This is a genomic window from Mesorhizobium sp. P3_A9 (genome assembly GCF_056402975.1).
Genome location: NZ_JBFUGJ010000070.1, coordinates 1 through 21,680 on the forward strand (window position 1 = coordinate 1; position 21,680 = coordinate 21,680).

At 61.7% G+C, this 21,680-nt stretch carries 20 protein-coding genes and 1 tRNA gene; 5 read left to right on the forward strand and 16 right to left on the reverse strand.

Features of this window, described 5'->3' with window-relative positions; translation table 11 throughout:
• From AC1DX0_RS12800 to AC1DX0_RS12810, 3 genes are all read left to right on the forward strand, one after another.
• Positions 1-218, forward strand: a 218-nt coding sequence (locus AC1DX0_RS12800) for a transcriptional regulator (protein WP_477355580.1), incomplete at its 5' end; no start/stop codon positions are given.
• Between the two features lie 16 nt (positions 219-234).
• The gene (locus AC1DX0_RS12805) at positions 235-1,341 is read left to right on the forward strand and encodes a PLP-dependent cysteine synthase family protein (RefSeq protein ID WP_477221453.1); all 1,107 of its coding nucleotides are present in this window, start codon (positions 235-237) and stop codon (positions 1,339-1,341) included.
• A gap of 106 nt (positions 1,342-1,447) precedes the next feature.
• Positions 1,448-2,371, forward strand: coding sequence for a Gfo/Idh/MocA family protein (locus tag AC1DX0_RS12810; RefSeq protein ID WP_477221473.1), 924 nt, complete (start codon positions 1,448-1,450; stop codon positions 2,369-2,371).
• A 12-nt stretch (positions 2,372-2,383) separates the two neighbouring features.
• Here the strand turns inward: AC1DX0_RS12810 and AC1DX0_RS12815 are convergent, their stop codons facing one another.
• The 3 genes from AC1DX0_RS12815 to AC1DX0_RS12825 all read right to left on the reverse strand — a co-directional run bounded on the left by AC1DX0_RS12815 (position 2,384) and on the right by AC1DX0_RS12825 (position 4,072).
• A complete protein-coding gene (locus AC1DX0_RS12815) occupies positions 2,384-2,755 on the reverse strand; it encodes a hypothetical protein (RefSeq protein ID WP_477221452.1) in 372 nt (123 codons plus the stop codon).
• A gap of 33 nt (positions 2,756-2,788) precedes the next feature.
• Entirely contained in the window at positions 2,789-3,454 is a 666-nt protein-coding gene (locus tag AC1DX0_RS12820; RefSeq protein ID WP_477355583.1) for an O-methyltransferase, read from the reverse strand.
• 222 nt (positions 3,455-3,676) lie between these two features.
• Entirely contained in the window at positions 3,677-4,072 is a 396-nt protein-coding gene (locus AC1DX0_RS12825; RefSeq protein WP_477221450.1) for a chlorophyllide reductase, read from the reverse strand.
• Positions 4,073-4,169: 97 nt separating this feature from the next.
• Here AC1DX0_RS12825 and AC1DX0_RS12830 point away from each other — a divergent pair, with 97 nt between their 5' ends.
• Together AC1DX0_RS12830 and AC1DX0_RS12835 are read left to right on the forward strand one after the other, a co-directional pair.
• Positions 4,170-4,748, forward strand: coding sequence for a DUF2975 domain-containing protein (locus AC1DX0_RS12830; RefSeq protein ID WP_477221449.1), 579 nt, complete (start codon positions 4,170-4,172; stop codon positions 4,746-4,748).
• 13 nt (positions 4,749-4,761) lie between these two features.
• Positions 4,762-4,974 carry a helix-turn-helix domain-containing protein gene (locus AC1DX0_RS12835; RefSeq protein ID WP_056568371.1) on the forward strand — a complete coding sequence of 71 codons (213 nt, stop codon included), beginning with the start codon at positions 4,762-4,764 and terminating at the stop codon, positions 4,972-4,974.
• 141 nt (positions 4,975-5,115) lie between these two features.
• On the opposite strand, the gene rpoC is transcribed toward AC1DX0_RS12835, so the two are convergent.
• The 13 genes from rpoC to AC1DX0_RS12900 form a co-directional block, all read right to left on the reverse strand.
• Positions 5,116-9,312, reverse strand: a complete 4,197-nt coding sequence (gene rpoC, locus AC1DX0_RS12840; RefSeq protein WP_477355585.1) for a DNA-directed RNA polymerase subunit beta' — start codon at positions 9,310-9,312, stop codon at positions 5,116-5,118.
• A 128-nt stretch (positions 9,313-9,440) separates the two neighbouring features.
• The gene (gene rpoB, locus AC1DX0_RS12845) at positions 9,441-13,577 is read right to left on the reverse strand and encodes a DNA-directed RNA polymerase subunit beta (RefSeq protein ID WP_477355588.1); all 4,137 of its coding nucleotides are present in this window, start codon (positions 13,575-13,577) and stop codon (positions 9,441-9,443) included.
• A gap of 263 nt (positions 13,578-13,840) precedes the next feature.
• Positions 13,841-14,218 carry a 50S ribosomal protein L7/L12 gene (gene rplL / locus AC1DX0_RS12850; RefSeq protein ID WP_477221446.1) on the reverse strand — a complete coding sequence of 126 codons (378 nt, stop codon included), beginning with the start codon at positions 14,216-14,218 and terminating at the stop codon, positions 13,841-13,843.
• A gap of 54 nt (positions 14,219-14,272) precedes the next feature.
• Entirely contained in the window at positions 14,273-14,791 is a 519-nt protein-coding gene (rplJ, locus tag AC1DX0_RS12855; RefSeq protein ID WP_477221445.1) for a 50S ribosomal protein L10, read from the reverse strand.
• A gap of 396 nt (positions 14,792-15,187) precedes the next feature.
• A complete protein-coding gene (gene rplA / locus AC1DX0_RS12860; RefSeq protein WP_477221444.1) occupies positions 15,188-15,886 on the reverse strand; it encodes a 50S ribosomal protein L1 in 699 nt (232 codons plus the stop codon).
• A gap of 4 nt (positions 15,887-15,890) precedes the next feature.
• Complete coding sequence (gene rplK / locus AC1DX0_RS12865) at positions 15,891-16,319, reverse strand: 50S ribosomal protein L11 (protein ID WP_013531410.1); 429 nt, start codon at positions 16,317-16,319, stop codon at positions 15,891-15,893.
• 174 nt (positions 16,320-16,493) lie between these two features.
• Positions 16,494-17,021 carry a transcription termination/antitermination protein NusG gene (nusG, locus tag AC1DX0_RS12870; RefSeq protein WP_010909261.1) on the reverse strand — a complete coding sequence of 176 codons (528 nt, stop codon included), beginning with the start codon at positions 17,019-17,021 and terminating at the stop codon, positions 16,494-16,496.
• A gap of 29 nt (positions 17,022-17,050) precedes the next feature.
• Positions 17,051-17,254: a preprotein translocase subunit SecE gene (gene secE, locus AC1DX0_RS12875; protein ID WP_027044964.1), complete on the reverse strand. Its 204-nt coding sequence runs from the start codon at positions 17,252-17,254 to the stop codon at positions 17,051-17,053.
• 360 nt (positions 17,255-17,614) lie between these two features.
• Positions 17,615-17,690 (reverse strand) — tRNA-Trp (locus tag AC1DX0_RS12880).
• An 82-nt stretch (positions 17,691-17,772) separates the two neighbouring features.
• Positions 17,773-18,327, reverse strand: coding sequence for a putative glycolipid-binding domain-containing protein (locus AC1DX0_RS12885; RefSeq protein WP_477221443.1), 555 nt, complete (start codon positions 18,325-18,327; stop codon positions 17,773-17,775).
• A 24-nt stretch (positions 18,328-18,351) separates the two neighbouring features.
• Entirely contained in the window at positions 18,352-18,849 is a 498-nt protein-coding gene (locus AC1DX0_RS12890; protein WP_477221442.1) for a metal-dependent hydrolase, read from the reverse strand.
• 165 nt (positions 18,850-19,014) lie between these two features.
• Positions 19,015-19,500, reverse strand: a complete 486-nt coding sequence (locus AC1DX0_RS12895) for a group II truncated hemoglobin (RefSeq protein ID WP_477355591.1) — start codon at positions 19,498-19,500, stop codon at positions 19,015-19,017.
• 101 nt (positions 19,501-19,601) lie between these two features.
• On the reverse strand, positions 19,602-21,266 hold the full coding sequence (locus AC1DX0_RS12900; RefSeq protein WP_477221440.1) for a COG3904 family protein: 1,665 nt from the start codon (positions 21,264-21,266) through the stop codon (positions 19,602-19,604).
• Positions 21,267-21,680 lie beyond the last annotated feature (414 nt).

Genomic DNA, 21,680 nt, shown 5'->3' on the forward strand with positions numbered 1-21,680 from the left:
GCAAAGTGGAGGGCGTGCATGTCATGCTGGTTGCGCCCGACGACGATTCGGCGGTGCGCCGCGCCCTCGAATCGCTTGCGGCGGAAGGTTACGCCGAGGCTGAGCTCGACCAGATCGGCGACATGGACGGTATACCCGACGAGGAGCCGCATCTCTCCGCTTTCCAGGGTGCGCTCGAAGGCGAAGTGTCGATCGTCACCTTCGACGTGCCGATCTGAACCCAGGGCATAGATGATGGCTGGATCGAAGGAACCTGCATCCCGGGCCTGGGCCGACCGGTCGGTCGCCGCGATCGAGGCCGACCAGCACCGTTCGGCCGACACCCACCTCTGGAAACTCGACCTGCCGGCGCTGGCCGGCATCGACTTCTATCTCAAGGACGAATCCACCCATCCGACCGGCAGCCTGAAGCACCGGCTGGCGCGTTCACTGTTTCTCTATGGGCTGTGCAATGGCCTCATCCGCGAAGGCTCGCCGGTGATCGAGGCGTCATCCGGTTCGACGGCGGTGTCGGAAGCCTATTTCGCCCGTATGATCGGCGTACCGTTCTATGCGGTGATGCCGCGTTCGACATCGCGCGAGAAGATCGCCGCGATCGAACACTATGGCGGCAACTGCCATTTCATCGATGACGGCAGGCGCATCTATGCCGAGTCGGCCGAACTCACGGAGCGACTCGGCGGTCATTTCGTCGATCAGTTCACCCACGCCGAACGGGCCACCGACTGGCGCGGCAACAACAACATCGCCGATTCCATCTTCGGACAGATGCGCGAGGAGCGGCACCCGATCCCAAGCTGGATCGTGATGAGTGCCGGCACTGGCGGCACCACGGCCACGATCGGCCGCTACCTGCGCTACAAGCGGCATGCGACCCGGCTGTCGGTGGCGGATGTCGAGCGCTCGGCTTTCTTCGATGGCTTTGCCACGCATGATCGCGATTGCCGCTGCGAGCAGCCGTCGCGGATCGAGGGCATCGGCCGGCCGCGCATGGAACCATCCTTCGTGCCCGGCGTGATCGATCACATGCTGAGGATACCGGATGCGGTGTCGCTGGCGGCGATGCGGGTGTTGTCGCGCCGACTCGGCCGCCGCGTCGGCGGCTCGACCGGCACCAACTTCATCGCCATGTGCTTTCAGGCCGCGCGCATGATCGAGCATGGCAAGACCGGTTCGCTGGTGACGCTGATCTGCGATTCCGGCGACCGCTATGCCAACACCTATTATTCCGACGAGTGGCTGGCCGCCAACGGCCTCGACCCCTCGCCCTTCGAACCTGCGATCGAAGCCTTTCTGGCGGGCGGAAAACTGGCGCTGCAGTTCGAGGAAAGCTGGGGCTGAGCTTTCTACTCCCACTTGGCGGCTTCGGCTTGCCCGGGGCAAGTGTTCTGCTAGAAACGCTCACCATCATCAAACAGACGGAGCGGCCGTGTCCGAGCCCATCAAGATAGGCCCCATCAAGATTGGCATCGTCGGCGTCGGCAAGATCGTCCGCGACCAGCACCTGCCGGCCCTGGCGAAAGACCAGAGCTATCGCCTCATCGCCGCCGCCAGTCGGCACGGCAAGGTCGACAACATTCCGAATTTCCCTGATATCGAAGCCATGCTCGACGCCGTGCCCGAGCTCGAGGCCGTGTCGCTCTGCATGCCGCCGCAGTTCCGCTACGATGCGGCGCGCACGGCGCTGATCGCGAAAAAGCACGTCTTCCTGGAGAAGCCGCCCGGCGCCACGGTCAGCGAGGTCGAGGACCTGAAGCGACTCGCGGCGGCCAATGGCGTCTCGCTGTTCGCCAGCTGGCATTCGCGCTACGCGCCGGCGGTGGAAGCCGCGCGCGCCTTCCTGGCTTCGGCCAAGGTCAAGTCGGCCGCCATCAACTGGAAAGAAGACGTCCGTCGCTGGCACCCCAACCAGGACTGGATCTGGGCGCCCGGCGGTTTTGGCGTCTTCGATCCCGGCATCAACGCGCTGTCGATCGCAACCCACATCCTGCCGGCAATGTTCATCACTTCGGCGGCGCTCGATTTTCCGGAAAACCGCGCCGCTCCGGTCGCGGCCCAAGTCACCTTTCGCACTTCCGATGGATTGCCGGTGACGATGGACCTCGACTGGCTGCAAACCGGCCCGCAAAGCTGGGACATCCTGGCCGACACGGACCAGGGCAAGATGGTGCTTTCCGGCGGCGGCACCAAGCTCGCCGTCGACGGCAAGGTGGTTCACGACGAGCCCGAAGCCGAATATCCCCAGCTCTACCGCCGCTTCGCCGAGATCGTGCGCGCCGGCGTGTCCGACGTCGATCTGGCGCCGCTCCAGCATGTCGCCGATGCCTTCATGCTCGGCAAGCGCAACGTGGTCGAGGCATTCTTCGATTGAACCGAGGCGTTGCTATCGTGAACCTTGGCCGGGATATGTTCCTGGCTTAGGTTCGGAGACGCTTGGTGCGGTGCGACGTCCGAATTCCAGCTCGTTCAGCACTTCTTGGACGGCGATCTCAAGATCGGATTGCCCCCAGCCAAGCTGCGTGATCTCGCCATACCTAGCGAAATTTGAGCGGTCGAAACCGTGCTCAAGGTCGTTGTATGAGATCACAGTTCGGCCGATCAGCGCTACAACCCAAATGTGAAGATCCGCGCCAGCCGAGGTCCGGTGAATCCATTGTTCCGGATCAATGCTGATCGTGTCCCAGAGCCTTCGCTGCGCAAAGCTCATGCGCTCCCGGCGCTCGTTGATCAGGTCCCAGAGAGCTGTCTCCTTCATCTGTCCAATACCTTTCAGATCCGGCTTGCGTTTTCAGTCGACGATCGCAATCGCAAAGCCATCATAACCCTTGGCGCCGACTGTCTGGATGGCGGTGCCGTCCAGGCGCTTGTCGCCGCCGATGAACGAGAACGCCGCCCGAGCGCCCACGACATTGGCGTCATGGCCGCCCTCATCGAGCACTGCGCCGTCGCGGATGACGTTGTCGCAGATGATCACAGTCCCCGGCCGCGACAGCCGCATCGCCCAKGACAGATAGTTCGGRTTGTTCGGCTTGTCGGCGTCGATGAAGATGAGRTCGAACGGYCCGGCRTTCTCAGCGCTTAGCGCGGCAAGCGACTGAAGGGCCGGTCCGATTCGCAGGTCCACGCGTTCCGACACGCCTGCCCGTTCGAAATTCGACTGCGCGACGCTGGCGTGRTGCGGRTCGAGTTCAAGCGTCACGATCTTGCCGYYCRMAGGCARGGCKCGCGCCATCCAGATCGTGGAGTAGCCGCCCAGCGTGCCGACTTCGAGAACCTTCTTCGCTCCCTGAATGCGCGCCAGAAGTGAAAGCAGCTTGCCCTGCGCCGGCGAGACGTCGATCGGTGGCAAACCTTGATCACGGTTGGCCGCCAGAACGGCATCGAGGGCGGGATCTGCCTCGAACAGGGCATCAACGATGTAGTCGTCGACAGCAGCCCAGGTCTTCTTGCTCATCGTCTTTTCCGATCCATCAAGAGCCAAATTACGAAACCGGGCCGCTTAAGGGTTGCGGCAAGGAAACACGTGATGTCGTCGGCTGTCCGAATTCAAGTTCGTTCAGGACGTTCGTACCAACCGAGACAGGTCGTCGTAAATGAAAAAGCCGCCGGGTTGCCCCGACGGCTTCCGTGATTGAAGCGCTGTCGATCGCGATCCGGGCCCGGCGGCTCGCTTCGATCAATCCGTGGTGCGGCAGCCAGCGCGCTTGACCATGTCGGCAACGATCAGTGGCGTCGCCGGCGTTTGCGACCAGCTGTCGTGACGGGGCGCACCGGCTTCGAGGGCGGCGCGTATGGTCCCAGTATCCAGGCTGAAAGACTTCTTGCACGAACGGGCGCCATTGCCGATCGTGTCGACGATGACGCCGGCACCTTCGCCAACCCCGGCGACATAGGCGACAAGCGTTTGCCTGGCGACTGGACTCGTCCCGGCCTTTTCGATCATCTCCATCACCTGCGCCACCGATATCCGACCAGTCGCCGTCGATGGCAGGGCGTGGGCTGCAAAGGGCATCACGAGCGCCGTCATGAACCCGATGGCGGCAAGGGTAATCTCGCGTTTGAAGGAAGGCATTGGTAGCTCCTGTTGAGTCGAACATTGACATCTGACATCGTTATGCATAATCTTATTATTGTAAAACGATAATTTCTTTTCACCAAGCGAGATCACAATGATTGAACCCGTCATTACGGCTCCAACCCTGGACCCAACGCGCCAGACAAGGTTGAGACGCATCCGGCTTTTCAGCCTGGTGCTGGCAAGGTGTTTTGTTGTGCTGGCGGCAGCGCTGACGATTGCTGTGCTGATTTACTGGCTCGCCACTCCCACCGCTTCGATCGCCATGGATGCCAATATTCCTCAGGAATGGCTGAACGGCATGGGCCTCGGTCGGAGACTGGCCGGGTTCGCGATCTCGTTTGCGCCGCTCGCCTGTCTCGTTTTCGCGCTGATGGCAGCCCGACGCGCCTTCCAAGCTTTTGCGACCGGAGACTTCTTCGGTCAGAACGCCATCAGGAATTTGCGGTATTTTGGCCTCGGGCTGTTGGCATCGGCAGTGCTGAAGCCAGTTTCGGGGGCCGCATTGTCCGTTCTCTTGAGTTTGGACGCGCCTGCCGGCCAGCACCGGCTGACGCTCGGTCTCGACAGCGACACGCTGCTGACCTTGCTGACCGCGGGCATCATTGCCGTGATCACCTGGGTCATATCAGAGGCATCCGCGCTCGCCGACGAAAATGCGCAGTTCATATGAGGAGGATCGGCTTATGCCCATAAGGGTCAGGCTCAATGTCGTCCTCGCCGAACGAAACGTGAAGTCGAAGGACCTGGCCGAACATGTCGGCATCACCGAAGCCAACCTTTCCCTTCTGAAACAGGGAAAGGTCAAAGGCATCCGGTTCGACACGCTGGAGCGCATCTGCGAATACCTCGATTGCGAGCCAGGGGATTTGCTTCGCTTCGAGAAGCCGTCCGAATAGCACAAACAAAAAGGCCGCCGGGTTGCCCCGACGGCCCTGTTGCCTGAGATATCCAAGAGCGGTTCATCGTTTCCAGGAAACGCCGAACCGCTCTATCTTTTGTTCTGGCGCAATTCCTGTTGGGAATTGCTGCCGCCGCGCTTACTGCGCGGCGGTKRYCATRTCGGYCAGCATCGGCTCGGCGAYYTCSACRCCGGASGCCTTGCGGCGCTCGTCGATGATCAGYTCGTCGCGCGAGGTGGCGATGCGCCGGATCTGGCTCATCGTGCCGCCGGTACCGGCCGGGATCAGCCGGCCGACGATGACGTTTTCCTTCAAGCCCTGCAGCATGTCGGTCTTGCCGGCAACCGCGGCTTCCGTCAGCACCCTGGTCGTCTCCTGGAAGGAGGCGGCCGAGATGAAGGACGGCGTCTGCAGCGATGCCTTGGTGATGCCCAAGAGCACCGGCTGACCTTCGGCCGGCTTCTTGCCGTCCTCGATCAGGCGCTCGTTGACCTCTTCCAGTTCGATCACGTCGACGTGGTCGCCCGGAATGTAGGTCGAGTCGCCCTGCACCGTGATCTCGACCTTCTGCAGCATCTGGCGAACGATCACCTCGATGTGCTTGTCGTTGATCGACACGCCCTGCAGACGGTAGACTTCCTGGATTTCGTTGACGAGGTAGGAAGCAAGTGCTTCCACGCCCTTGATCGCCAGGATGTCGTGCGGTGCCGGATTGCCGTCGAGGATGTAGTCGCCCTTCTCGATGACGTCGCCGTCCTGGAGATGGAACGGCTTGCCCTTCGGGATCAGGTATTCGACCGGCTCAAGCGTCGAGTCATGCGGCTCGATGATGATGCGACGCTTGTTCTTGTAGTCGCGGCCGAAGCGGATCGTGCCATCGATCTCGGCGATGATGGCGTGATCCTTCGGACGACGTGCCTCGAACAGTTCGGCAACACGCGGCAGACCGCCGGTAATGTCCTTGGTCTTGGCGCTTTCCATCGGGATACGTGCCAGCACGTCGCCGGGACGAACCTGCGCACCCGGCTCGACCGAGAGAATGGCCTCGACCGAGAGCAGGAAGCGGGCGTCGCCACCCTTCGACAGCTTGCCGACCTTGCCCTTGGCGTCCTGAATGGCAATCGCCGGCTTCAGATCGTTGCCGCGCGGCGTCGAGCGCCAGTCGATGACCTCACGCTTGGTGATGCCGGTCGACTCGTCGGCCGTTTCCTGAACGGAAATGCCGTCGACCAGATCCTCATACGACACCCTGCCCTCGATTTCGGTGAGGACCGGGCGGGTATAGGGATCCCACTCGGCGATACGCTGGCCGCGCTTCACCTTGTCACCATCGTCCACGAAGATACGCGAACCATAGGTGAGACGGTGCGAGGCGCGCTCCTTGCCGGCTTCGTCGAGGATCAGCACCGCCATGTTGCGGCCCATGACCATCTGCTGGCCGTCGGAGTTGCGCACCACGTTGCGGTTGCGGATCTCGACCTTGCCCTCATACGAGGCTTCAAGGAACGAGCTATCCACCACCTGCGCGGTACCGCCCATGTGGAAGGTACGCATGGTGAGCTGGGTRCCCGGCTCGCCGATCGACTGCGCCGCGATGACGCCGACRGCYTCRCCCTGGTTGACCGGGGTGCCGCGCGCCAGATCGCGACCGTAGCAGACCGCGCAGACGCCGATCCTGACCTCGCAGGTCAGTGCCGAGCGAATGCGGACCGACTGGACGCCGGCCTTTTCGATCTGCTCCACGTCACGCTCGTCCATCAGCGTTCCGGCCTTGACCAGCAGGTCGCCGGTCACCGGATGGTTGATGTCGTCGAGCGAGGTACGGCCCAGCACGCGCTGACCAACCGAAGCGACAACCTGACCGGCATCGACGATCGGCTGCATGGTGAGGCCCTTGTCGGTGCCGCAATCCACGGAGTTGACGATGCAGTCCTGCGCCACGTCGACCAGACGGCGGGTGAGGTAACCCGAGTTCGCCGTCTTCAAGGCGGTGTCGGCCAGACCCTTGCGGGCGCCGTGGGTCGAGTTGAAGTACTCGAGCACGGTCAGGCCTTCCTTGAAGTTCGAGATGATCGGCGTCTCGATGATTTCACCCGACGGCTTGGCCATCAGGCCGCGCATGCCGGCGAGCTGACGCATCTGGGTGGGCGAGCCACGCGCACCGGAGTGCGACATCATGTAGATCGAGTTCATCGGCTTCTGACGGCCATTGTCCTCGAACTCGACCGCCTTGATGCGGGCCATCATCTCGTCGGCGACCTTTTCCGAGCACTTGGCCCAGGCGTCGACGACCTTGTTGTACTTCTCGCCCTGCGTGATCAAGCCGTCATTGTACTGCTGCTCGTATTCCTTGGCCAAAGCCTCGGTGTCGGAGACCAGCTTGATCTTGCTATCCGGGATCAGCATGTCGTCCTTGCCGAACGAAATGCCGGCACGGCAGGCATGAGCGAAGCCGAGAGCCATGATGCGATCGCAGAAAATGACCGTCTCCTTCTGACCGCAGTGGCGGTAGACGGTGTCGATCATCTTGGAGATGTTCTTCTTGGTCATCTCCTGGTTGGCGGTCTCGTAAGGCACATTGACGTTCTTCGGCAGAAGCTCGCCGATGATCATGCGGCCAGGCGTGGTGTCATGGATCTTCGACACGACCTTGCCTTCGGCGTCGACCGTGCGGAAGCGGCCCTTGATCTTGGCGTGCAGGGTCACCGCCTTGGTCTCGAGCGCATGCTGGAGTTCGCCCATGTCGGCAAACACCATGCCCTCGCCCGGCTCGTTCTGGTTGACGATCGAGAGATAGTAGAGACCGAGAACCATGTCCTGCGACGGCACGATGATCGGCGCGCCGGAAGCCGGGTGCAGGATGTTGTTGGTCGACATCATCAGCACGCGGGCTTCAAGCTGCGCTTCCAGGGACAGCGGCACGTGAACGGCCATCTGATCGCCGTCGAAGTCGGCGTTGAAGGCCGTGCAGACCAGCGGATGCAGCTGGATCGCCTTGCCTTCGATCAGGATCGGCTCGAACGCCTGGATGCCGAGGCGGTGCAGCGTCGGCGCACGGTTCAACAGCACCGGGTGCTCGCGGATGACCTCGTCAAGAATATCCCAGACTTCCGGACGTTCCTTCTCGACCAGCTTCTTCGCCTGCTTGACGGTCGAGGAGWAACCCTTGGCGTCGAGRCGGGCGTAGATGAAGGGCTTGAACAGTTCGAGCGCCATCTTCTTCGGCAGGCCGCACTGGTGCAGCTTGAGCTCCGGACCGGTGACGATGACCGAGCGGCCGGAATAGTCGACGCGCTTGCCGAGCAGGTTCTGGCGGAACCGGCCCTGCTTGCCCTTGAGCATGTCGGACAGCGACTTCAGCGGACGCTTGTTGGCACCGGTGATGACGCGGCCGCGACGGCCGTTGTCGAACAGTGCGTCGACGGCTTCCTGCAGCATGCGCTTTTCATTGCGCACGATGATGCCGGGAGCGCGCAGCTCGATCAGCCGCTTCAGACGGTTGTTGCGGTTGATGACGCGGCGATAGAGGTCGTTCAGGTCGGACGTCGCGAAACGTCCACCATCCAGAGGAACCAGCGGACGCAGGTCCGGCGGGATCACCGGAACCACCTTCATGATCATCCATTCCGGACGRTTGCCGGAYTCCATGAAGTTCTCGACGACCTTGAGCCGCTTCAGATACTTCTTCTGCTTCAGTTCGGACGTGGTCGAAGCCAGTTCCGAACGCAGGTCGCCGGCGATCTTCTCCAGGTCCATGCCGGCCAGAAGGTCATGAATGGCCTCTGCGCCGATCATGGCGGTGAACGAATCCTCGCCATATTCGTCGACGGCGATCATGTACTCTTCCTCGCTGAGCAGCTGGTGCTCCTYCAGCGCGGTGAGGCCAGGCTCGGTGACGATGTAGTTCTCGAAGTAGAGGACGCGCTCGATGTCCTTCAAGGTCATGTCGAGCAGCGTGCCGATGCGCGAGGGCAGCGACTTCAGGAACCAGATGTGAGCGACGGGAGCGGCGAGCTCGATATGGCCCATGCGCTCGCGGCGGACGCGCGACAGCGTGACTTCGACGCCGCACTTCTCGCAGATGACGCCCTTGTACTTCATGCGCTTGTACTTGCCGCACAGGCACTCATAGTCCTTGATCGGGCCAAAAATGCGCGCGCAGAAAAGACCGTCACGCTCCGGCTTGAAGGTGCGGTAGTTGATGGTCTCCGGCTTCTTGATCTCGCCGAACGACCAGGACAGAATCTTCTCAGGGCTGGCGAGCGATATCCGGATGGAATCGAACACCTGCGCCGGCGCCTGCGGATTGAAGAGATTCATGACCTCTTGGTTCATGCCGTTCTCCTTTTCGGGGTCCTCGAAAACCCCTTGCATCTAACGCGGACCAAACGCCCGCCGTCTTTGTCGGCCACTGGCCGTCGAATTCGTTTGGCGCGCCGCAACTTATGCGGCGCGCCGTAGCCTTACTCGGCCGCGTCGGGCAGCCGGATCGGGTTGTCGTCGAGCTTGGTGTTCTCCAGCTCGACATTGAGGCCGAGAGACCGCATTTCCTTGACGAGCACGTTGAAGCTCTCCGGAATGCCGGCCTCGAAGGTGTCGTCGCCGCGGACGATCGCCTCGTAGACCTTGGTGCGGCCAGCGACGTCGTCCGACTTCACCGTCAGCATTTCCTGCAGCGTGTAGGCGGCGCCGTAGGCTTCCAGCGCCCAGACCTCCATCTCGCCGAAGCGCTGGCCACCGAACTGCGCCTTGCCGCCCAGCGGCTGCTGGGTGACGAGCGAGTACGGACCGATCGAACGCGCGTGGATCTTGTCGTCCACGAGATGGTGAAGCTTGAGCATGTAGATATAGCCCATCGTCACCTTGCGATCGAACGGCTCGCCCGTGCGTCCGTCATAGAGCTGCGACTGACCTGATGTGTGCAGGCCCGCCTGCTCCAGCATGATGTTGATGTCAGCCTCGTGCGCGCCGTCGAACACCGGGGTCGCGATCGAGACGCCGCGGCGCATCTGCTCGCTGAGGCGAACAATGCTCTCGTCGTCATAATCACGGACCGGCTCGTTGCGGTCATTCGCCGGAATGAAGCTCTCGAGCGTCTTGCGCAGCGGCTTGATGTCGCCCGCCACCTTGTACGCGTCGATCAGCTCGCCGATCTTCTTGCCCATGCCTGCGCAAGCCCAGCCCAGATGCGTTTCCAGGATCTGGCCGACATTCATGCGGCTCGGCACACCCAGCGGGTTGAGCACGATATCGGCATGCGTGCCGTCCTCGAGGAAAGGCATATCCTCGACCGGAACGATGCGCGACACGACACCCTTGTTGCCGTGACGGCCGGCCATCTTGTCGCCCGGCTGCATCTTGCGCTTCACCGCCACGAAGACCTTGACCATCTTCATGACGCCCGGAGGCATTTCGTCGCCGCGCTGSACCTTCTCGACCTTGTCCATGAAGCGCTGYTCRAGCGCCTTCTTGGAGTCGTCGTACTGGCCACGCAGGGCTTCCAGTTCGCTCTGGAGCTTTTCGTTCTCCACGGCAAACTGCCACCACTGCGAACGCGGATASTCGTCSAGCGTRTCCTTSGACAGCGTCGAGCCCTTCTTGAAGCYCTTCGGTCCRGCRATYGCTTCCTTGCCGACGAGMACGTCGGAAAGACGCGMATASACGTTGCGGTCCAGAATGGCCTGCTCGTCGTCGCGGTCCTTGGCGAGGCGTTCGATCTCCTCGCGCTCGATCGCCATGGCGCGCTCGTCCTTCTCCACACCGTGGCGRTTGAACACGCGCACCTCGACGACGGTGCCGAAGGTGCCCGGAGGCATGCGCATCGARGTGTCGCGCACGTCCGAAGCCTTTTCGCCGAAGATGGCGCGCAGMAGCTTYTCTTCCGGCGTCATCGGGCTTTCGCCCTTCGGCGTGATCTTGCCGACCAGGATGTCGCCCGGCTGMACTTCCGCRCCGATATAGACGATGCCGGCTTCGTCGAGGTTCTTCAGCGCTTCTTCCGAAACGTTCGGAATATCACGCGTGATTTCCTCCGGACCGAGCTTGGTATCGCGCGCCATGACCTCGAACTCCTCGATGTGGATCGAGGTGAAGACGTCGTCGGCGACGATGCGCTCGGAGAGCAGGATCGAGTCCTCGTAGTTGTAGCCATTCCACGGCATGAACGCGACCAGCACGTTGCGGCCGAGCGCCAGATCACCGAGCTCGGTCGACGGACCGTCGGCAATGATGTCGCCCTTGTTGACCCGATCACCCATACGCACCAGCGGACGCTGGTTGATGCAGGTGTTCTGGTTCGAACGCTGGAACTTCATCAGCCGGTAGATGTCGACGCCGGACTTGCCCGGATCGAGATCTTCCGTCGCGCGGATAACGATACGCGTCGCGTCCACCTGGTCGACGATGCCGCCGCGGCGAGCGCCGATGGCGGCGCCTGAGTCACGGGCAACGATCGGCTCCATGCCGGTGCCGACAAACGGCGCCTCGGCGCGCACCAGCGGCACGGCCTGACGCTGCATGTTCGAGCCCATCAGAGCGCGGTTGGCGTCGTCGTTCTCGAGGAACGGGATCAGGGCCGCGGCCACCGACACCATCTGCTTGGGGGACACGTCCATCAGGTCGACGTTTTCACGCGGCGCCATCATCACTTCGCCGGCACTGCGGCAAATGACGAACTCGTCGACGAAGCCGCCATTCTTGTCGAGCTCGGCGTTGGCCTGCGCGACATGGTGCTTGGCTTCTTCCATCGCCGAGAGATAGACGACGTCATTGGTCAGCTTGCCGTCGACGATCTTGCGGTACGGGCTCTCGATGAAGCCGTACTTGTTGACGCGTGCGAAGGTGGCCAGCGAGTTGATCAGACCGATATTCGGGCCTTCCGGCGTCTCGATCGGGCAGATRCGGCCGTAATGCGTCGGGTGCACGTCGCGCACTTCGAAGCCGGCGCGCTCGCGGGTCAGACCGCCCGGTCCAAGYGCCGACAGRCGACGCTTGTGGGTGATCTCCGACAGCGGGTTGGTCTGGTCCATGAACTGCGACAGCTGCGAGGAACCGAAGAACTCGCGCACGGCGGCAGCCGCCGGCTTGGCGTTGATCAGGTCCTGCGGCATCACCGTGTCGATCTCGATCGAGGACATACGCTCCTTGATCGCACGCTCCATGCGCAGCAGGCCGACGCGGTACTGGTTTTCCATGAGCTCGCCGACAGAACGCACGCGACGGTTGCCGAGATTGTCGATGTCGTCGATCTCGCCCTTGCCGTCGCGCAGTTCGACCAGCGTCYTGACCACGGCCAGGATGTCGTCCTTGCGCAGCACGCGCACGGTGTCCTCGGCCTTGAGTTCGAGGCGCATGTTCATCTTGACGCGGCCAACGGCCGACAGATCGTAGCGCTCGCTGTCGAAGAACAGCGAGTTGAACATGGCTTCGGCGGTCTCGAGCGTCGGCGGCTCGCCGGGGCGCATGACACGGTAGATGTCGAACAGCGCGTCCTGGCGGCTCTCGTTCTTGTCGACGTTGAGCGTGTTTCTGATGTAGGCGCCGACATTGACGTGGTCGATGTCGAGAACCTTGATCTCGTTCTCGCCCGTGCCGAGCAACACCTTCAGCGTCTTTTCGTCGATCTCATCGCCGGCTTCGAGGAAGATCTCACCGGTGGCGTAGTTGACGATGTCCTCGGCCAGGTAATTGCCGAGCAAATCCTCGTCGGTCGCCTTGATCGCCTTGAGACCCTTTTCGCCAAGCGCCCTGGCCTGACGGGCGGTGATCTTCTTGCCTTGCTCGACAACGACCTCGCCCGTATCGGCGTCGACCAGGTCGCCGACAGCCTTGAGGCCGCGGAAACGCTCGACGTTGAACGGGATGCGCCAATGGTCGCCGGCACGCTTGTAGGTGATCTTGTTGTAGAAGGTCGACAGGATCTCTTCGCCATCCATGCCGAGCGCCATCAAGAGCGACGTCACCGGAATCTTGCGGCGACGGTCGATGCGGGCGTGCACGACGTCCTTGGAATCGAACTCGATGTCGAGCCACGAACCGCGATAGGGAATGACGCGCGCGGCAAACAAAAGCTTGCCCGACGAGTGCGACTTGCCCTTGTCGTGGTCGAAGAAAACGCCCGGCGAACGGTGCATCTGCGAGACGATGACGCGCTCGGTGCCRTTGACGATGAAGGTGCCGTTCAAGGTCATGAGCGGCATGTCGCCCATGTAGACGTCCTGCTCCTTGATGTCCTTGATCGACTTGGCGCCGGTATCCTCGTCAATATCGAACACGATGAGGCGCAGCGTCACCTTCAGCGGCGCGGCATAGGTCAGGTCGCGCTGACGGCATTCGTCAACGTCGAATTTCGGTCCTTCGAACTCGTACTTCACGAACTCCAGCATCGAGGAGCCGGAAAAATCGGAGATCGGGAAGACCGACTTGAAAACAGCCTGCAGTCCCTCGTCCGGACGTCCGCCCTTGGGCTCGTCCACCATCAGGAACTGGTCATAGGACGCCTTCTGAACCTCGATCAGGTTCGGCATCTCCGCAACTTCCGGAATCTTTCCGAAGAACTTGCGTACGCGTCTGCGGCCATTGAAAGTCTGGGTCTGGGCCATCGTCGCTCCTTAGCTCTAAACTCGGGACGGGCCTCGCCGCGGCCCGCCTTGCATACCGAGCCGCCTGGGCGGCGGCTCTCTGTCTGTTCTCCGTCCGCCCCAACCAATTGCTTGGCGGCGGCCGGCTAAAACGGGAGAAAACCCGTTTCCTGAGGGCCGGCTGTGGCCCTCAGGAAAGAGGTTCTCGTACATCTCGCGCTACGCGTCCTCCCTTCGGCCGAAAGGAGTGGCGGACGGCGCGAGGCCGTCCGCCGCTTTTACGCTTACTTCAGGTCGACCTTGGCGCCGGCTGCTTCCAGCTGGGCCTTGAACTTGTCAGCGTCAGCCTTGGAAACGGCTTCCTTAACCGGCTTCGGAGCCGCTTCGACCAGATCCTTGGCTTCCTTGAGGCCAAGACCGGTGATGGCGCGGACTTCCTTGATGACGTTGATCTTCTGAGCGCCGGCCTCGACGAGGACGACGTCGAATTCGGTCTTCTCTTCAACCGGAGCAGCAGCGGCTGCACCGCCGCCAGCAGCGGCAACCGCCACCGGAGCAGCAGCCGAAACGCCCCACTTTTCTTCCAGAAGCTTCGACAGCTCGGCCGCCTCGAGGACGGTCAGCTTCGAAAGGTCGTCTACGATCTTTGCGAGATCAGCCATTGTTGTATTCCTTCATAAGGTTCGAACGTGTGTTTGTGATAGCGAGGAACGGCCTCATGCCGCCTCGTCCTTCCGGGCGTAAGCGCCGATGACGCGCGCGACCGAAGCCGCTGGCGCATTGACGATCTGGGCGATCCGGGTTGCCGGCGTGGCGATCATGCCAACCAGCCTGGCGCGCAGCTCATTGAGCGACGGAAGTGTGGCGAGTGCCTTCACACCATCGGCATTGAGCGAGGTTGTGCCCATTGCGCCGCCGAGAATGATCAACTTCTCATTCCCCTTGGCGAAATCGGACGCGACCTTCGGCGCCGCAATCGGATCCTCCGAATAAGCAATCAGCGTCTGTCCCTTGAACAGGTCGATGATCGATGCGGAGTCCGTGCCCTGAAGAGCGATTTTGGCGAGACGGTTCTTCGCGACTTTAACGGTGCCACCGGCAGCGCGCATTTTCGACCGAAGGTCGTTCATTTGCGCGACGGTGATACCGGCATAGTGGGCCACTACGACTGAACCTGCGCCCGAAAACGCATCATTCAGGCCCGTGACGAGTTCGCGTTTTTCCGCTCTGTCCACTGCCTATCTCCAGTTGACCCCTACCCTGTTCAACGGGAACATTCCCATTGACGAGGACAGGCGTCGGGTTGCCTTTTGCCGGCCGGGCCATCCAGTAACGGATCTCCCGAACGACGCTCGAGGATCCTGCCCCCTTTCGCCACACCGACGGCCAAGCCGACGATGCGCAGACAAAAGGCAAACACGGTTCGAACCTTTCATTGGAGCTTGTCGCTCCGTTGTCCGGTTTTCACCCGTCTCATGCAGGCCCAATTGAATTAAGGCTTCTGGGCCGCCTGCAATCTCGGACAGGATGTCCGGAAGCCTCTCGGCTTCCGGTACCGGGCCACCAACAAGTCGGAGGCCCGGAATTCACTTGCGGATCAGCCGCTTAGCGGCCGATCCAAGATGTTCGTATCAGGACGCGGCGAGCGTCGAGACGTCGAGCTTGAGGCCCGGGCCCATCGTCGAGGTGACCGACACCTTCTTGACGTAGTTGCCCTTGGCGCCAGCCGGCTTTGCCTTGGTCACCGCATCCGCGAAGGCACGGATGTTCTCTTCCAGCGCCTTGACGTCGAACGAGACCTTGCCGACACCGGCATGAACGATGCCGGCCTTCTCGACGCGGAACTCGACCGCGCCGCCCTTCGATGCCTTGACGGCGGCGGCGACGTCGGTGGTGACGGTGCCGACCTTCGGGTTCGGCATCATGCCGCGCGGGCCGAGCACCTTACCGAGACGGCCGACCAGCGGCATCATGTCCGGCGTGGCGATGCAGCGATCGAAATCGATCGTGCCCTTCTGGACGATCTCGACCAGATCCTCGGCACCGACGATGTCGGCGCCTGCGGCCTTGGCCTCTTCCGCCTTGTCGCCACGAGCGAACACGGCAACGCGAACCGAGCGGCCTGTGCCGTTCGGCAAATTGACCACGCCGCGGACCATCTGGTCGGCATGACGCGGGTCGACGCCGAGGTTCATCGCGACTTCGATGGTCTCGTCGAACTTGACCGAGGAACGGTCCTTGAGCAGCTTCAACGCATCGCCCAAGGCATAAGCCTTGTTGGGATCAATGCCTTCGCGGGTCTTCGATACACGCTTTGCAATCTTTGCCATGATCTCAGCCCACCACTTCCAGACCCATCGAGCGGGCGGAGCCCTCGACCATGCGCATGGCCGCCTCGACGTCGTTTGCGTTCAGATCCTTCATCTTGGCAGTGGCGATCTCGCGAACCTTGTCGCGCGAAACGGTGCCAGCCTTGACCTTGCCCGGCTCCTTCGAACCCGACGTGAGGTTTGCCGCCTTCTTCAGGAAGTAGCTCACCGGTGCCGTCTTCATGACGAAGGTGAAMGACTTGTCCTGGTARTAGGTGATGACGACCGGRACCGGCGATCCCTTTTCCATTTCCTGGGTCTGCGCGTTGAACGCCTTGCAGAATTCCATGATGTTGATGCCACGCTGACCAAGCGCCGGGCCGATCGGGGGAGACGGCGTCGCCGATCCCGCTTTCACCTGGAGCTTGAGCTGGCCTGCAATTTTCTTAGCCATCTCTTTTCCTGCCTTTGTCTATGCCGGCCCCAATCATCTGGGAAACACCGGCGGTTGCAGTCTGGTGGTGCGATCCATGCGGCCGGCTAAAGCCCCATTCGTCTCCCACCGTACTCAGGCCACGCGCTTCCGCGCCGCCTCCCCTGATCGCCAAACCGGCGCCAGAGATTCGGATCAGCCCTTTTCGACCTGTCCGAATTCCAGATCGACAGGCACGGCGCGCCCGAAGATCGAAACTTCCACCTTGAGCCGCGCCCGCTCCTCGTCCACTTCCTGGACGAAACCGTTGAAGGACGCGAAAGGACCGTCCGAAACGCGGATCGCTTCGCCGATCTCGAAAGTGACCGAGGGCTTCGGCCGCTCGACGCCTTCCTGCACCTGGTTCAGGATGCGCTGTGCTTCCGCCTCGGTGATCGGCACCGGCTTGGAGTCACCCAGGAAGCCGGTGACCTTCGGCGTGTTCTTCACCAGCGAGAACACGGCATCGGTCAGGTTGGCCTTCAAGAGCACGTAGCCCGGGAAGAACTTGCGCTCGGCATCGACCTTGCGGCCACGGCGAACCTCGACGACCTTCTCGGTCGGCACTACGATCTGCTCGATATCGGCGGACAGGCCCTTCTGCTTGGCCTTGTTCTCGATGTCCTCGGCGACCTTCTTTTCAAAGTTCGAATAAGCGTGGACGATGTACCAGCGCGCAGCCATTTTTTTAGACTTCTCCGTAGTCGCCGGACTTAGCGTCCAATGCCCAGAATCTGTTCGATCGCGAAGCCCATCAACTGATCGGCGCTAAAGAAAAAAATCATCGCAATCACAGCGAAGGCCAGAACCATCACCGTCGAGATCATCGTTTCGCGCCGCGACGGCCAAGTCACCTTGGCGGTCTCCGAGCGAACCTGCTGGAGAAAGACGAAAGGATTTGTGGTTTTCGAAGCCATATGCCGCTCTGTCTTCAAGACCCGTTGGCCGGGTCTCCTGGATGATCCCGCTGGCCGGGACGTGCCGCCTGAGCCCAGTATCGCGCCGAATCAGCGCAATCATTTCGCCCATGCAAATCAGACGCGTAAAGCCGGTTTCCCAGCTCCACGCGTCGCGTGTCTGTTCTGTCTACATAAAACCGATTCTTGATCCACGCAAGTGGCAAGTGTCCGCTTTATGACCAAACACCGCCTCGGAACCATCCAGTCGTTCCGTCCCGGCTATGGCGCCCTTATGCCCCAATCAGCCTAATATGGCAAGCGTGTCGCCGGTTTTCAAAGGCGGGCACGAAAAATCGTTTCCAATGGCCATTCTTGAAATGGCACGGGCAGCAGGGCTCGAACCTACGACCTGCGGTTTTGGAGACCGCCGCTCTACCAACTGAGCTATGCCCGTATCGCGCGCGCCTCGGCGCAGCAGGGGCTTCCTAAAAGCTTCCGCGCTCTCTGTAAAGAGCGGTTTGCACGCAAACGCGCCTTCATCCCCTTTGCCAGAAATCGGGATAGTCAACGACCAGCCCATCGCGGTCGATCTCGAGTTCGCGCTTGAAGTCGCTGGCGCGCGATTCATAGAGATATCGCCTGCCCTCCTCGAGGCATGTGTAGCGCTGCGGGTTGCTGACGACCGTGAGCGCCGGGAATTCGATGAAAGCGGTGGTGATCTCGGCTCTCTGCCCGGTGGAAAGCCGCAAGCGYCGGATCGGCAGCGTGTTGGTGAACGGGGTGACGGTGAGATCAGGGTCGAGCACGCCGTCCAGTTCTGGCATCGGCAGACCGTCCAGTGTCCAGCGGCCGTCACCGTCGGAGGCAAGAACCAGTGCCCGGCCGGAGCCGATCATGTCGACAGTGACACTCCTGGCGCGCCAGTTCGCGTCGCATTCTATGCGATAGCGGACGGCAAAAGGCGTTTGGCCGGAGCAAATGACGACGGAGTCGGCCAGGACCTCTCCTGCCCGCTCGCGCAGTTCGAGATGCTCGATACCGGGGCCGTCCCACTCGCGCCAGCGCACGATCTTGAAGTCCTCGGCAGTCATCGCTCACTCCCTTTTGCGGGCACCTCATGAGGCGCTCGCGGCAGGCTGGGTTCTTCCATATCCAAGCCAAAGCGCCCAGCCGCATGTCAGAAGCTCGAGTGCGAACGTCCAGTGCAAAACAAAACTCAAGACCCAGTTTTTGTATCTGGCCGGAACCGTAACCAGTTCAAGTGCATGGCGGTCAAACGGCATCAGCCACAATATGGGAGACGCCAAGGTGTCCAGGACCATGTGCACCATGGCGGCGGCAAAAAAGGCGCCGGTAGCCGCCAGATACGGCCTGGCGCACCAGCTGACGAGAACCAGCGACAACAGCCCGGTCGCCGCCCAGAACAGCGGCCAATGAGTGACATAGGCATGGTGGTGGGTGCGTCCGCCGTCGACAAAATGGAAATACAGCATGTCGATATCGGGGATGACGCTACCGGTTATCGCGGCAATCATGATGCCGGGCGCCTCACGCCAGCGTCCCCGCGCGAACCGACCCAGAATGTATCCCGATGGCAGATGGGCGATCAGCATCACAAAAGCCTCAACGATGCATCAGCGTCCCAGCTTTTTGTGGCGCCATCTTTGCCGAGGTTTGCAGGAATTGCGCAGCTTCGACGGTTCGGCAAAAGCCGCCTGATCTCTGCCGGAATTCCGGGGCGCTGGTGACCGGCCGCAGGGTCTGCCTGTTTGCAACGGCTACGATTTCCCGGCCGGTGGCGTGTATGGCCCGCCSRGYACGCCCCAGCCCCAGGCYGGCATCGGYTCGGTYTCRGGATCGCARGTTTCGCCGAGATTGGAGTTCATCTTGGCCAGCCGCGATCCCCATTCGACATAGCCYRTGAAGGCSGAGCGGAATTCGGGATCGTCSGGCAGMCCGACGGCATCKGCGGCRTCGGCRAGCAGGTTGATCCAGCGGCGGCGCTGYTCYTCGGTCAAATGCTTGCCCAGATGATGCATGACCATCTCGCGGTGGCCGCCGAACTTTTCGCTGTAGGTCTTCGGTCCGCCAAAGACTTCGCCGATGAAGGCGGCGACATGGGCGGGATGGTCCGGCGACATGGTCTTGAACACCGGCCCAACGACGGGATCCGTTGCCACCTTGTCGTAGAAGGTCTGTGTCAGCCGGTTCAGGGCGTCACTGCCGCCGGCCCATTCGTAGAGTGTCGGAACATCCCGGCTCATTATCGATCCTCCCCCAGCCCCGGCGCCACCGGCCGCGACGATAGCGGAAAGATCTAAGACAGCTCAACCTGCCTCGATGGCCAGTTTCCGAAAACCGCGCGCTACAGCTTTGCGGGCGCGTCGGCCGCCGCATTGGCGGGCGGCAGGCCGCGGCAATTGTCTGGCCTGGGAACAGCCTTGCAAATCGTCGCGCCGGTCAGTGCGTCGACCGATTGCGGTCCCGTTGTCAGTCCCGCCTTCAGCATGGTGTCCGGTTCAAGCCGGCCCTCGGTCGAGCGTCCCGCGATCGCTTTGAACAAAGCGGGACCGATCGCCATCTCCTCGAGGTACGCCTTGACCACCTGCTTTTGTCCCATCGGGTACAGGCTGAGCCGCGCCTCGGGACCGACAAGCCTTCTCGCGCCGCCGGCAAGCATCAGCGCACAGGCCGAATCGCACTCCACGCCCGCATCGATGCTCAATCCGGCATAGGCGCCCTCTTTGGCCAGGCAATTCCATGCTCCTGGGTCGCAATCGACGAAATCGGTCCGGGCCACGGCGACGTCGAGCTTCCTTTCGTGGATAAGCCGGCCCGCTGCCAGAGCGCCGGACAGGTCACCTCCCCGTGAGCTGATCACGACAGGCAGGCGCCGATTGCCCAGCGTGGCGAGCAACTGGCGCAGCTTCTGCGGCGTCTGACTCGTAATCACGCCTTCCGCCGAGATCCATTCCGGACAGTCGGGATTACACAGCGGATTGCTGCCGCGAACCACGACAAAGCGCATGTCCGCTCCGGCCTTCGCGGTCTCCGGTCCAACCGGCACGATATCCCCGGCCTTGCCAGTCGCAGCCGCCGATGGCGTCGCATCGTTTGCAGAGCTCGGTATCTCCCGGCAATTCGGGGCCGGCTGTTGCATCGCGCACAAGCTTGCGGTGGTCAACAGCCCCACGGCGTCGCGGCTGGTCACCAACTTCATCGTCAGCATATCGTCGAGCCCGATCTGACGGATGTCGCTGGCCGGCGTCGCCTTCATCATGACAAGCACGCCGTCGCCGATTCCCATTTCCTTCAAGTAGGCGGAAAGCGTCTTCTCGACCGCCTTGCTCATCTCGTAGGTCTTGTAGCTGCCGGCATTTTTCCGGCTGATTACCTTGGTGTTGATCACCTTCTTCTTGCCGTTCACGATCCGATAGGTGGTCCGGTAGAGCAGCTTCTCCCGGTGATATGTGGTTGTGATCTGGTGGACGCCGAGATAACCGAAATCTCCGACCACGCGGCGAATACCGCCGGAAAACATAAGCGGACAGGCAGAATTGCACATAGCCTCGTCGTCAAAAGCCATGCCAAAATAGTCGGCACCCTTGCCCTTGTTGTCGCCGCAATTCTTCACCTCCGGCTTGCAGCCGGAAAAAACCGTCGTGCCAACGGCGATATCGAGCTTGTTCTTGCGGATCATCCTGCCAAGTGCGAGTGCGGCATCGACATTGCCGCCGGGCGAATTGACGACGACAGGCAATTGCCGTCCCTTGAGCGTTTTGAGCGTGCGTTTGAAGAGTGACGGCGTGTCCGCCTCGATGGTGCCTTCCGCCGATATCCATTCCGGACAATTGGGCTCGCAGCCCGGCGCAGCACTGCGCACGACGGTGAACCGCATCGGCGGAATCTCACGCGACTGCTCCTGCGCCTGCGCCGCCGGGACAGACAGCACTGTCGCAATCAACAGCGCAAGACCGGCCAGCGCTTGCGACCACCACCCCTTCCCATCGAAACAGCGCCCTGGAACCACTCTTTCGCAAAGCTCCCTCAACGCAACCTATACTAGTTGCCGCGATGGCGCTTGCAACAGGGTGGGTACAGGTCCCGGATCACGAAAAAGGGCGGCCCGAAGACCGCCCTTTTCTTRTCGAWCCGGCWGTAGYCGGTCTSGATTRYTCCTTGATGGTGACGACGATGCCGKCACCGACGGTTCGGCCGCCTTGACGGATGGCGAAGCGCAGCTTCTCTTCCGTCGTCGGCACCGGCCTGCCTCATGGCCAACGCGACAATGCTAAAGTTTAGGCGGCGTCTTTGCCTCGGCATTCGCCGATGACAAAGCCCGGCAATTGTCCGGTTTTGGCGCCGATTTGCAAATGGTCGGGCCTGTCAGCAAATCCACCGATTGCGGCCCGGTGATCAATCCAACCCTCAGCATCATGTCGGG

What these genes read in the sequence shown, in the direction of transcription:
- AC1DX0_RS12805 (WP_477221453.1), top strand. Translation starts at nt 235, where the DNA reads ATGGCTGGATCGAAGGAACCTGCATCCCGGGCCTGGGCCGACCGGTCG.
- AC1DX0_RS12815 (WP_477221452.1), bottom strand. Translation starts at nt 2,755, where the DNA reads ATGAAGGAGACAGCTCTCTGGGACCTGATCAACGAGCGCCGGGAGCGC.
- AC1DX0_RS12825 (WP_477221450.1), bottom strand. Translation starts at nt 4,072, where the DNA reads ATGCCTTCCTTCAAACGCGAGATTACCCTTGCCGCCATCGGGTTCATG.
- AC1DX0_RS12830 (WP_477221449.1), top strand. Translation starts at nt 4,170, where the DNA reads ATGATTGAACCCGTCATTACGGCTCCAACCCTGGACCCAACGCGCCAG.
- AC1DX0_RS12835 (WP_056568371.1), top strand. Translation starts at nt 4,762, where the DNA reads ATGCCCATAAGGGTCAGGCTCAATGTCGTCCTCGCCGAACGAAACGTG.
- rplL (WP_477221446.1), bottom strand. Translation starts at nt 14,218, where the DNA reads ATGGCTGATCTCGCAAAGATCGTAGACGACCTTTCGAAGCTGACCGTC.
- rplA (WP_477221444.1), bottom strand. Translation starts at nt 15,886, where the DNA reads ATGGCAAAGATTGCAAAGCGTGTATCGAAGACCCGCGAAGGCATTGAT.
- nusG (WP_010909261.1), bottom strand. Translation starts at nt 17,021, where the DNA reads ATGGCTGCGCGCTGGTACATCGTCCACGCTTATTCGAACTTTGAAAAG.
- secE (WP_027044964.1), bottom strand. Translation starts at nt 17,254, where the DNA reads ATGGCTTCGAAAACCACAAATCCTTTCGTCTTTCTCCAGCAGGTTCGC.
- AC1DX0_RS12890 (WP_477221442.1), bottom strand. Translation starts at nt 18,849, where the DNA reads ATGCTGATCGCCCATCTGCCATCGGGATACATTCTGGGTCGGTTCGCG.